This window comes from Leifsonia sp. Root4, assembly GCF_001425085.1.
Classification (GTDB): Bacteria; Actinomycetota; Actinomycetes; order Actinomycetales; family Microbacteriaceae; genus Microterricola.
In genome coordinates, this window is record NZ_LMDN01000001.1 from 179,293 (window position 1) to 190,880 (window position 11,588).

General features: G+C 66.5%; 10 protein-coding genes. 1 reads left to right on the plus strand and 9 read right to left on the minus strand.

The features are described from left to right. Positions 1 to 24: 24 nt before the first annotated feature. From ASC66_RS00840 to nusA, 5 genes are all read right to left on the minus strand, one after another. Positions 25 to 993 carry a hypothetical protein gene (locus ASC66_RS00840; RefSeq protein WP_235496619.1) on the minus strand — a complete coding sequence of 323 codons (969 nt, stop codon included), beginning with the start codon at positions 991 to 993 and terminating at the stop codon, positions 25 to 27. A gap of 306 nt (positions 994 to 1,299) precedes the next feature. Then, positions 1,300 to 1,791: a 30S ribosome-binding factor RbfA gene (gene rbfA, locus ASC66_RS00845; protein WP_055833400.1), complete on the minus strand. Its 492-nt coding sequence runs from the start codon at positions 1,789 to 1,791 to the stop codon at positions 1,300 to 1,302. Positions 1,792 to 1,916: 125 nt separating this feature from the next. Further along, complete coding sequence (gene infB, locus ASC66_RS00850; RefSeq protein WP_055833402.1) at positions 1,917 to 4,769, minus strand: translation initiation factor IF-2; 2,853 nt, start codon at positions 4,767 to 4,769, stop codon at positions 1,917 to 1,919. Positions 4,770 to 4,859: 90 nt separating this feature from the next. Continuing rightward, positions 4,860 to 5,117, minus strand: a complete 258-nt coding sequence (locus tag ASC66_RS17715) for a YlxR family protein (RefSeq protein ID WP_082491918.1) — start codon at positions 5,115 to 5,117, stop codon at positions 4,860 to 4,862. Between the two features lie 191 nt (positions 5,118 to 5,308). Continuing rightward, positions 5,309 to 6,307, minus strand: coding sequence for a transcription termination factor NusA (gene nusA, locus ASC66_RS00855; RefSeq protein ID WP_055833407.1), 999 nt, complete (start codon positions 6,305 to 6,307; stop codon positions 5,309 to 5,311). A gap of 173 nt (positions 6,308 to 6,480) precedes the next feature. Between nusA and ASC66_RS00860 the strand changes: the two genes are divergently transcribed. Then, on the plus strand, positions 6,481 to 7,971 hold the full coding sequence (locus ASC66_RS00860; protein WP_055833411.1) for an alanine/glycine:cation symporter family protein: 1,491 nt from the start codon (positions 6,481 to 6,483) through the stop codon (positions 7,969 to 7,971). Positions 7,972 to 8,239: 268 nt separating this feature from the next. On the opposite strand, the gene serA is transcribed toward ASC66_RS00860, so the two are convergent. The 4 genes from serA to ASC66_RS00880 all read right to left on the minus strand — a co-directional run bounded on the left by serA (position 8,240) and on the right by ASC66_RS00880 (position 11,584). Next, the gene (gene serA / locus ASC66_RS00865) at positions 8,240 to 9,832 is read right to left on the minus strand and encodes a phosphoglycerate dehydrogenase (RefSeq protein ID WP_055833414.1); all 1,593 of its coding nucleotides are present in this window, start codon (positions 9,830 to 9,832) and stop codon (positions 8,240 to 8,242) included. A 134-nt stretch (positions 9,833 to 9,966) separates the two neighbouring features. Beyond that, the gene (locus tag ASC66_RS00870) at positions 9,967 to 10,329 is read right to left on the minus strand and encodes a hypothetical protein (protein WP_055833417.1); all 363 of its coding nucleotides are present in this window, start codon (positions 10,327 to 10,329) and stop codon (positions 9,967 to 9,969) included. After that, positions 10,326 to 10,835, minus strand: coding sequence for a hypothetical protein (locus tag ASC66_RS00875; protein WP_055833420.1), 510 nt, complete (start codon positions 10,833 to 10,835; stop codon positions 10,326 to 10,328). Before ASC66_RS00875 ends, ASC66_RS00870 begins: the two co-directional genes overlap by 4 nt. Then, on the minus strand, positions 10,832 to 11,584 hold the full coding sequence (locus ASC66_RS00880; protein ID WP_055833423.1) for a copper homeostasis protein CutC: 753 nt from the start codon (positions 11,582 to 11,584) through the stop codon (positions 10,832 to 10,834). The genes ASC66_RS00875 and ASC66_RS00880 overlap by 4 nt, the downstream gene beginning before the upstream one ends. Between the last annotated feature and the right edge of the window lie 4 nt (positions 11,585 to 11,588).

The window sequence follows — 11,588 nt, forward strand, 5'->3', positions numbered from 1 at the left end:
CTTCTTCCGGCCGCGCAGCATCGCTTACTTACCCGTCGCGTACTCGGCCAGCAACGCGTCGAGCTCAGACTTGTTGTCTTCGACGAACTGGGTCTCGAGCGCGAACTGGGCTTCGAGGCTCTTCTGCATGTAGTCGAGCTTCTCGGAGCAGCGGAAGTCGGCGAGAGCAACGTCGATCTCCTTCTGCCGCAGTTCCTCCATCGCCGCCTCGTCCGGCGCGATCGGCACGCCGGTCTCGTCAAACTCCTGGTTCTCGTAGAACTCGTTCTGCGCATCGGAGATCGACATCATCGCCTCGCTCTTGCTCGTGAACTCCGAGTAGCCGGCATCCGCCATGCAATCGGCCCACTTCGCATCGAGTTCCTTGACTGCGGGCTGCTCCATGGCCTTGGTGTAGAGCTCGTTCATCTTCTCGAACAGCCCGGCGAACTTCGGATCGTTGTACGCGTCCTGAGCGCCACCCTGCACCTCGTTCTGCGCGGCGCCCTGGCAACCGGCGGTCTCCCAGTTGTACTCATAGCTGCCGTCGCCGGCCTCCATCGCCTCCATCTCCTCCTCGCTGGGGCCTGGGCCGTACAGCGTCTCGTAGAAGGCGGCCTGCTCGCTCTCGGAGAGCGATGCCGTGTACTCGGCATTCGGGTCGACGAACTCTTCGGACTGGGCCTGCTGCTCGGCCATCTGCTCGGCGGACTGGATCATGCCGTAGCCGTTGCTGGCGACCCATTCCTCCGTCTCGCGGTCTTCCATGTCGTCGGAGCTCATCACAACGCCCCCGCCGTTCTGCGTGTTGGGGAGGTACTCGAACCCCTCCTCCTTCATGCAGGCGGCGACGAGCTCCTCGACCTCGGCCTGCTGGGCCTCGAACTTCTCCTGGTCGATGTCGCCGTAGAGCGCGGTGGTGTACATGCCGAGAGGGCTGTCCTCGTAGCTGAGCTCACCGCCCCCACCGGAACCGGCGGCGGCACAGCCGCTCAGCGCCAGCATGGAAATCATGGCAAGAGACACAAAGGACAGCGACGTTGATGCGCGCACGGGAACCCCAAACTCGTGTGTGATCGGAGCGGCGATGCTGCAAATCCCCCTGGACAGGCGGTCGCTCCGCGATCGAGCCTAGCCCACCTTGTCTACCCCCGTTGCGTCGCGGAGCGAAGCTACACCAGCCTCGGTGGCGGTTCCCGAAGTTACCTGGCGTGGGGCTTCCGCCTTTCGCGACGCTTCGCGTCGCGCACACACGAGGGCGGCCACCAGCGTTCAGCAGGTGGCCGCCCTCGGCGGTGCGAATCAGTGCATCCGCACGCCTCAGCGCGCGTCGGCCTCGTTGTCGCTCGCGACGTCAGCCGTGTCGTCGCTCTCATCCTCGTCGTCCTCGAGGTCGCGCGGCTTGACGTAGGGATCCTCGTCGCCGGCGTACTGCGCCTGCGCGGCGAGGCCCGCCACCTCGGTGTCGCGCTGCTGCGCCTCGCGCAACAGGCCGTCGATGTGCGCGGCGTTCTCCGGGATGCCGTCGAGCAGGAACTCGAGCGACGGCGTGAGCCGCGCGGTGAGGTTCTTGCCGACCTCGCTACGGAACATGCCGGTGGCGGCCCTGAGGGCGGCTGCGGTGTCCGCGCGCTCCTCATCGGTGCCGTAGACGGTGTAGTAGACGGTGGCGTGCTGCAGGTCGCCGGTCATCTGAACGTCGGTGATGGTGACGAATCCGATGCGTGGGTCGCGGATGCCGCGCTCGAGGCGCTTCGCGATGATCACCTGGATACGGTCGGCCATTTTCTTGGCGCGTGCCTGATCAACCATGGTGGTTTTCCTCTCAGTGGGAACAGCGTGAACAAGTGGTGCATTCACTGCAAAAAACTGGCAATGGCCGAGCCAGAGAATGTCTGACTCGGCCATTGTTTTAGAGCGGAGCTCCGAGCCTCGGACTAGGCGCGGGGCTTCTCCTTGAGTTCGATCGTCTCGATCTCGTCACCGATCTGGATGTCGTTGAACTTGCCGAGGCCGATACCGGCCTCGAAGTCCGTACGAACCTCGGTGACGTCATCCTTGAAGCGACGCAGCGACTCGATGGCGAGGTTGTCGCCAACGACGATGCCGTCGCGGATGACGCGCGCCTTGGCGTTTCGCGTGATCGTTCCCGAGCGCACGATGACACCGGCGATGTTGCCGAACTTGGAGGAACGGAACACCTCGCGGATCTCGGCGACGCCCGACTGGACCTCTTCGTACTCCGGCTTGAGCATGCCCTTGAGGGAATCCTCAATCTCATCGATCGCGTTGTAGATGACCGAGTAGAAGCGCACGTCGACGCCTTCACGAGCGGCACGCTCGCGCGCCTTCGTGTCGGGGCGGACGTTGAAGCCGACGATGATCGCGTTGTCAATGGTCGCCAGGTTGACGTCCGACTCGGTGATCGCACCGACACCGCGGTGGATGATGCGCAGCTGCACGCTGTCATCGACCTCGATCTTGAGCAGCGACTCTTCGAGGGCCTCGACGGCACCAGAAACGTCACCCTTGATGATGAGGTTGAGCGACTCGACCTTGCCCTCTTCGAGTGCACGGGTGAAGTCTTCGAGCGAGATGCGCTTGCGAGCCTTGGCCAGCTGAGCGTTGCGCTCTGCTGCTTCACGCTTCTCGGCGATCTGACGGGCCATGCGGTCGTCATCCGTCACGATGAAGGTGTCACCGGCGCGCGGAACGCTGGAGAGACCCTGCACCTGAACGGGGCGCGACGGGAAGGCCTCGAGCACGGCAAGGCCGTCCTCATCGGCCATGGCACGCACGCGGCCATAGGCGGTGCCGGCGACGATGGAGTCACCGACGCGCAGCGTTCCCGACTGGATGAGCACGGTTGCAACTGCACCGCGACCCTTGTCGAGCTTGGCCTCGATGGCCACACCGCGGGCGTCCTTGTTCGGGTTCGCACGCAGGTCGAGGCCGGCGTCTGCGGTGAGCAGAACGGCGTCGAGCAGGTTCTGGATGCCGAGACCGTCGCGAGCCGACACGTCGACGAAGATGACGTCTCCACCGTATTCTTCGGCGACGAGGCCGAACTCGGTGAGCTGCTGACGAACCTTGGCCGGGTTGGCGTCGGGCTTGTCCACCTTGTTGACCGCGACGACGATCGGCACGTTGGCAGCCTGGGCGTGGTTGAGCGCCTCAATGGTTTGCGGCATGATGCCGTCATCCGCTGCGACAACGAGGATCGCCATGTCGGTCACCTGAGCACCACGTGCACGCATGGCGGTGAACGCCTCGTGACCAGGGGTGTCAATGAAGGTGATGGCGCGCTCGTGGCCTTCGTGCTCTGTCCACACCTGGTAGGCACCGATGTGCTGGGTGATGCCACCGGCTTCACCCTCGACGACGTTCGCCTTGCGGATGGCGTCGAGCAGTCGGGTCTTACCGTGGTCGACGTGACCCATGACGGTGACGACGGGCGGACGGATCTCGAGATCCTCATCCGTCTCGTCCTCGAGCTCCTGGTCGAGGTCCATGCCGAAGCCTTCGAGAAGCTCGCGGTCTTCCTCTTCCGGCGACACGATCTGGATCTTGAAGCCGAGCTCTTCTCCGAGCACCTGGAAGGTGGCCTCGTCGAGGGACTCCGTGGCCGTTGCCATCTCACCGAGGTGGAACAGCACGGTCACGAGCGAACCGGGGTTGGCGTCAATCTTGTCGGCGAAGTCGGAGATCGATGCGCCGCGACGCAGGCGCACAATCGTGCTGCCATTGCCACGAGGAACGCTCACGCCACCAAGCGACGGAGCCTCTCTCATCTCGAATTCGGCCCTCTTCGTCCGCTTGGACTTGCGAGCCTTGCTCTTGCCGCCACCACGACCGAAGGCACCAGCGGTACCACCGCCGGGTCCACGGCCACGGCCGCCGGCTCCACCACCGGGGCGAGGAGCGAAGCCGCCGCCTGCGCCGGGAGCTCCACCGGTTCCACCGCCTGGACGCTGGAAACCACCACCGGCCGGACGTGCTCCACCGGCAGCACCGGGGCGCTGCTGGAAGCCGGGGCGCTGACCGAAGCCGGCCGGGCGCTGACCCATGCCGGGTCCGCCCGGACGCGGGGCGCCGGGACGAGGAGCGGCCGGACGCGGGATATTGCCCGGGCTGGCTGGGCGCTGGCCCATGCCCTGTGCACTCGCGAACGGGTTGTTACCCGGGCGCGGGTTGGCGGGACGCTGTCCCATGCCCTGGTTGGAAGCGAAGGGGTTGTTGCCCGGGCGCGGAGCCGGGGCACCCGGACGCGGGGCGCCGGGACGCGGGATCGACGAGCCGGCCTCTGCCGGGGTCGGAGCCGGGGCTGCCGCTGCGGCATCCTTCGACTCGGCAGCGGCGGCCGGAGCAGCCTCTGCCTTCTCGCTCGTCGCCTTCTCAGCGGCGGCCTTCTCGGCAGCAGCCTTGTCGGCTGCGGCCTTCTCGGCAGCAGCCTGACGCTCGGCGACGGTCAGCGGGGCGCTCGGCATCGGAGCGGCCGGAGCCTTCTCCGCCTCGGGCTCCGCCGGGGCGACCGGTGCCGCCGGGGCAGCGGGGGTCGGAGCCTTGGGCGCCGGCTTGGCTGCAGCGGCCGGCTTGGCCGGAGCGTGCGTTGCGGTTCCGACGAGGCCGGCGGCCTCGAGGGCTGCCTTCAAGCGGCGCGCGACGGGCGGCGCGATGCTTGAAGACGGTCCCTTGACGTATTCGCCCATTTCTTTGAGCTTGTCAAGGGCAGCTTTTGTGTCGACATTGAGCTCGGTAGCGATCTCATGTACGCGTGGATTTGCAGCCACAATTCTCCTGTTCCGGGCCTGCACCCGGAAAGGGGCAGACCGTTAGTAACGGACGGGACTCATTTTGAGCCGCTCATTAGTTGTTACTCATTAGATGCTCACGGTGCCATTCAGCCTGTTCTCTAAGGTGATCGTGTCGAGTGCCGTTGTGACACGCAGCGCCCGCCCGAAGGCACGACGTTGCACTGCCATGCGATAGCACTCGATCGTCGGATGCAGCCACGCACCCCTCCCGGGCAGAGAAGCGTTGTCATCGACAACAAGTTCTGATTCCCGGGCGACAACCCTCAGAAGCGAGGATTTCGGAGCGCGTGAACGGCAAGCGACGCACGTTCTAACGGGTTCCATCTTAGCACTCACTGTCTCATCGGGCCGACCGACGGAAGGCGGCAGGCCCAGTGCCGAAGCGCTGGCTTCGGCACTGGGCTTCGCCAGTTGATCCTCCGGTGGCTCCTATCGGTGCGGTTCAGAGGATTCCTTGGTTTAGCGACGCTGGCGCGTCGCAGGCTGCCGCCTTACGCGAAAATCGACATCCTTGCTCAGTCGTCTTCGAGAATCGAATCCGGCTGGATGTCGATTTTCGCGCCTGTCAGCTTTGCGGCCAGGCGGGCGTTCTGGCCTTCCTTGCCGATCGCCAGCGACAGCTGGTAGTCGGGAACGAGGGCGCGAACGGCCTTCGTCGCCTCGTCGATCACGAACGCGCTGGTCACCTTGGCGGGCGACAGTGCACTGGCAACGAACGTCGGCAGATCGGCCGAGTAGTCGACGATGTCGATCTTCTCGTTGTTGAGCTCGGCGGTGACGGCGCGCACGCGCTGTCCGAGTTCACCGATGCATGCGCCCTTGGCGTTCACGCCGGGCTCGGTCGCGCGCACGGCGATCTTGGTGCGGTGGCCGGCCTCACGGGCGAGCGACACGATCTCGACGACGCCATTGGCGATCTCGGGAACCTCGAGCGCGAAGAGCTTGCGCACGAGCGAGGGGTGGGTGCGCGAGACGGTGATCTGCGGCCCCTTCGCACCCTTGGCGACGCTGGTCACGAAGACGCGGATACGCGAACCGTGCTTGTACTCCTCGCCGGGAACCTGCTCCTCCGGGGGGAGGATGGCCTCGATCGTACCGAGGTCGACGTGGATCATGCGCGGGTTCGGTCCCTGCTGGATCACGCCGGCGATGATGTCGCCCTCGCGTCCGCGGAACTCACCGAGCACGGCGTCGTCGGCCAGGTCGCGCAGGCGCTGGTTGATGACCTGCTTGGCGGCGAAAGCCGCGATGCGGCCGAAGTCACTGGGCACATCTTCGGCCTCGCCGATGATGTTGCCTTCTTCGTCGAGCTCCGGAACCATGACCGCGATGTGGCCGGTCTTACGGTTCAGCTCGACGCGCACACCCTGAGGCTCGACGTGTCCGTGCGACTCGGGGTTGACGTGCTTGAGATATGCAGTCAGGATCGCCTGCTCGATAATCTGCACGAGCTCGTCGAAGGGGATTTCCTTCTCGCGTTCCATCTGACGCAGGACGCTGAGGTCGATGTCCATTTGCCGGCCTCCTCTATTCACATTCGCGCCACCGCAAAAACGTGCGGTGGCGTACCGATCTACGTTAGCCGACTCTCGCGCCGTTCGACACCACGACGGCAAATCCGATGCCGCCCGGCGTGGCATCCGGAGTCGGAACAGTGCCCGTGCGCGCTCCGGGGGATACTGGGCAGATGGATGTGATCAGTGATTTCGTTGCGACCGCAGGCGATACCTTCTGGACCTGGATCGTTCTGCCCGTCGTAGCCGGGCTGGGCATCTATTTCACCGTGCGCAGCGGCGTCGTGCAGTTCCGACTCATTCCGGAGATGTTGCGCACGCTCACCGACAAGACCCCGAGGGGCGATGACGGCAAGCCGCAGTCCGTCTCGGCGTTCCAGGCGTTCACCATCTCGGCGGCGTCGCGCGTCGGAGTCGGCAACATCGCCGGCGTCGGAACCGCGATCGCGATCGGCGGCCCGGGTGCCGTGTTCTGGATGTGGACGATGGCCTTCATCGGAGGTGCGTCCAGCTTCGTCGAGTCGACGCTCGGCCAGCTCTACAAGGTCAAGGACGTTTCGGGTTTCCGCGGTGGCCCCGCCTATTACATGCAGCACGGTTTGAAGGCGCGCTGGATGGGCGTCCTGTTCGCGGTCATCCTGATCCTCTGCTTCCCGCTGGCGTTCAGCTCGTTGCAGGCCAACACCATTGCGGCCACCCTCAGCTCCAGCCTCGGCGGTGACGTTCCCGGCTGGCTCGGCTGGGCGATCGGCATCATTCTGGCCGTCCTGACCGGCCTCGTCGTCTTCGGCGGCGTGCGGCGCATCGCATCCGTCACCCAGGCCGTCGTGCCCCTGATGGCGCTGCTCTACCTGCTCCTCGGGCTCGTGATCGTCGCCATGAACATCGAGAAGCTGCCGGAGGTCTTCGCCTCGATCTTCACCGACGCATTCGGCTACAACGAGGTCGTCGGCGCGACGATCGGCACGATCATCATGACCGGCGTCAAGCGCGGCATGTTCTCGAACGAGGCCGGCCTCGGTTCCGCGCCGAACGCCGGCGCGTCGGCGGCCGTCACCCACCCGGTCAAGCAGGGCCTCGTGCAGACCCTCGGCGTCTACTTCGACACCTTCCTGATCTGCTCGATCACGGCGTTCATCATCTTGGTCTCCACCCCCGACCTGGCCGGCGCCACCCGCGGAATCGGGCTCACCCAGGACGCCATCGTCAGCAACCTCGGGTCCTGGTCGAACGTGCTGCTCAGCGTGATCATCTTCCTGCTCGCGTTCAGCTCGATCCTCGGCAACTACTACTACGGCGAGTCGAACATCGAGTTCATCACCACGAAGCGCTCGGTGCTCACCGGTTACCGCTTCGTGGCTGTCGCCGTCATCCTCTTCGGTTCCGTGGCCTCTGCCGACCTCGTCTGGAACACCGCGGACGGCATCATGGGTCTGATGGCGATGGTGAACCTGATCGCGATCCTGCTGCTCTCCGGCGTCGCTTTCCGCCTGCTCAAGGACTACACCGCGCAGCGCCGGGCGGGGCACGACCCCGTCTTCACACAGGGGCGGATGCCGGATCTCGACGGCATCGAGTGCTGGGTCGACGAGCGTTCTGTCACCGGCACGGTCCCGGTGCTCCGCGACTCCGTGCACAAGGACCACCTGCACGAAGGCCGCTGAGCGTAGCGACGGGTTTTCGCGGATCCGCTCAGGGCTTCGCGTGCGTCGCTGCTCCTTCGTCGCGGCGCCGCTCGCTCAAGCCAGCGTGCATTCGCACGCCGCAGCCTCAGTCGGCGCTCATGTGCACGTTGGCTCGAGGGGTCAGCCGAGGAACGAGGCCGCCCCCGAAGCCCTGACACACTCCAACGCTGGCGCAACCGGCCGAGAAACAGTTGTGGCCCCGAACCGTGAGGTGCGGGGCCACAACCGTGTTGTCGACGGAGTCCGACTATTCGGTGATGTCGATCTCGACCATCACGTCGGCGGCGATCTTGTCGCGCACGGAGGCGAGCAGCCCGTCCGGCACCGGTGAGTCGACGGTCAGCACGCTGAGTGCCTGCCCGCCTGCCTCGTGGCGGGCGATCTGCATACCGGCGATGTTGATGCCGGCGTCACCGAACTCTGCACCGTAGACGGCAACGATTCCGGGGCGGTCGGTGTAGATCATGACAATGTGGTGCTGCGCGATCGGGATCTCGACGCCGTAGCCGTTGATCTCGACGATCTTCTCGATCTGCTTCGTTCCGGTCAGCGTTCCGGAGACAGAGACCTGCGTGCCGTCGGCCAGCGCACCGCGCAGCGTGATGACGTTGCGGTACTCGTCGGAGACGGCATCGGTGAGCTGGCGCACGGTGATGCCGCGCTGCTCTGCAAGCAGCGGAGCGTTGACGTAGGACACCGTCTCGCTCACGACATTGGTGAAGATGCCCTTGAGGGCGGCGAGCTTGAGCACGCTGACGTCGTAGGCGGCGAGCTCGCCGTGGACCTCGACGTCGACGCTCGTGAGCGGGCTGCTGTGCGCGATACCGGAGAACACCTGGCCGAGCTTCTCGACGAGCGGGATGCCGGGGCGAACGTACGGGTCGATGATGCCACCGGCGACGTTCACGGCATCCGGAACCAGCTCGCCGGCCAGGGCCAGACGCACCGACTTCGCGACGGAGACACCGGCCTTCTCCTGCGCCTCGTCTGTGGACGCGCCGAGGTGCGGCGTGACGATGACGTTCGGCAGGCTGAGCAGCGGGGAGTCGACGGGCGGCTCGGTGACGAAGACGTCGAGGCCGGCTCCGGCGATCTCTCCGTCGCTGAGCGCGGTGAAGAGTGCATCCTCATCGATCAGGCCACCGCGTGCGACGTTGACGACGTATGCCGTCTTCTTCATCTTCGCGAACTGCTCCGTGCTGATCATGCCGACCGTCTCCGGCGTGCGCGGCATGTGGATCGAGATGAAGTCGCTCTGCGCGAGGAGCTCGTCGAGTGAGACCGGGGTCACGCCGAGCTGCTGTGCCCGAGCGGAGGTGATGTAGGGGTCGTAGGCGATGACGCTGACACCGAATGCCTGCAGGCGGGCCGTGATGAGCGCGCCGATGCGGCCGAGGCCGATGATGCCGACGGTCTTCTCGTAGAGCTCGGTTCCGGTGTAGGCGGAACGCTTCCACTGGCCCTGGGCCAGCGCGTTGTGCGCGGCCGGGATGTGGCGGGCGAGGCTCAGGATGTGGCCGACGGTCAGCTCGGCGGCCGAGATGATGTTGGATGTCGGCGCGTTGACGACCATCACACCGGCGGTGGTCGCGGACTTGATGTCGACGTTGTCCAGGCCGACTCCGGCGCGGGCGATGACCTGCAGCTGGGGGGCGGCGGCAATGGCCTCGGCGTCGACCTGCGTCGCCGAGCGGACCAGGATGGCGTTGGCATCCTTGAGTGCGGCGAGCAGCGCCGGGCGGTCGGTTCCGTCCACGGACCGCACATCGAAGTCGGGCCCGAGGGCATCGACTGTGGCTGGCGACAATTCTTCGGCAATGAGCACGATCGGCTTGGGCACGATGTATCAGTTTCCTTATGTGGGTCGGATGCGAGGGGGAATCGAATGCGAATGAAACAGGGGTCGTGCGCCACGGCCATTGGGGCGCTGATACTCCCCCACTTTAGTGGAGCGTCGGCGGCCAGCCGACCGCGTTACGTTCCGAGAAGGCTTGCCGGCCCGAAGACCGTGTAGATGTCGAGGTAGAGCACCGCCGAGACCGCGAGTGCGGCCAGGTACAGCGCGATCTGTTGCACGGGGCCGCGCTTCATGCCCAGCCAGAAGGCAAGGCCGAACAGAAGGATCGGCAGCAGCAGTGCGCCGATCAGCACCACCCAGCCGAGCGCGGTCAGGGTGACGCCGAGGTTGTCGGCGAAGCTCAGCATTCCGAGCAGGTTGCCGAGCGCCTCCCACACGTCATAGGCGAAGAACAAGCCGAACAGCACCGCGATGACCACCGCCAGCCACAACGGGGTCCGCGGGCGGGTCACGGTCTGCTCGCTCAGCTCGGCGTTCATGCTCCGACCCCCACTCCGACGACGAACGGCACGGGCAGCAGCACGATCACGCCGAGCAGCAGCCAGAACAGGCGCCAGCGGGAGCCGACCGCGGTCAGCCAGAGCGACAGCGCGAACCACAGGGCGGGCGCCAGCGCGGCGAGCCAGAGACCGAGGTCGAACATGAATCCGCCGACGATGTCGGCAGAGCCGTTCGGCACGCGCCCCGCCGTGATCACCCAGCCGACGGTGTAGAGCAGGTAGACGCCACCGAGCACGCCGAGCACGATGAGCGCGGCGGAGCTGGCCGCCGCGGCATCCGCACCGGGGGCCTCATCGTCAACCGCGACGCCGTCGAGCTGCTCGCCGTCGCTGACGGTGCCGGGCTCGCCGACGACCTTCCAGCCAGGAGCCAGCGCCGACTCTGCAGCGTCAGCGCCCGGAGCGGATGCCGCGGGGCTGGCGCTCAGCGTCGGGTCGTCATCGCCGGCCCAGCTGAGGGCGTCATCGTCGGGGTCGCGCGTCATGCCTCCAGCGTAGCCGCCAGCACGGCGGCGGCCGCGTCCGCGGCAACGCCGGCATCGGTGCGGTCGTAGTTCTGCGCGCCTCCCCCTGGACCGCTCGGAGACGGGTCGTCGACGGTGACCTTGGCCGAGAGGTGGACAGCGTCGATCCCGGTGGCGAACAGTGCGCCGATATCGCCGACGCGCACGCCGCCACCCGCCATGATCTGCAGCCGGTCGCCGACGTGCGCCTTGAGCGCGCGAAGCGTGTCGATGCCGTCGATGCTGCGGGCGGCACCGCCGGAGGTGAGCACACGGCTGAGGCCGAGTTCGATCAGCGCGTCGGCCGTCTGCAGCGGGGAGTCGACCGCGTCGATCGCCCGGTGGAAGGTGAGCTGCATGCCATCGGCGGCAGCGACGAGTTCCGCGGTGACGGCCCGATCGACCTCGCCGGATGCCGTCAGCGCACCGATCACGACGCCGGCCCCGCCCGCGGCGCGCACGGCCCGGATGTCGCGCACCGTCGTGGCGACCTCATCGGCCGAGTACACGAAGCCACCGGGCCGCGGCCGAACGAGCACGTGCACGAAGCCGGGCGCAGCGGCATCCCGAGCGGCCTCGACGGCCTGCTCGATGACGCCGATGGACGGGGTCAGCCCGCCGACGCCGAGGGCGCCGCAGAGCTCGATCCGGTCGGCGCCGACGGCCAGCGCCGTGCGCACACCCTCGAGATCCTGGACGGCAATTTCGAGGGAGCGCGCGCGGGAGGTCATGGCC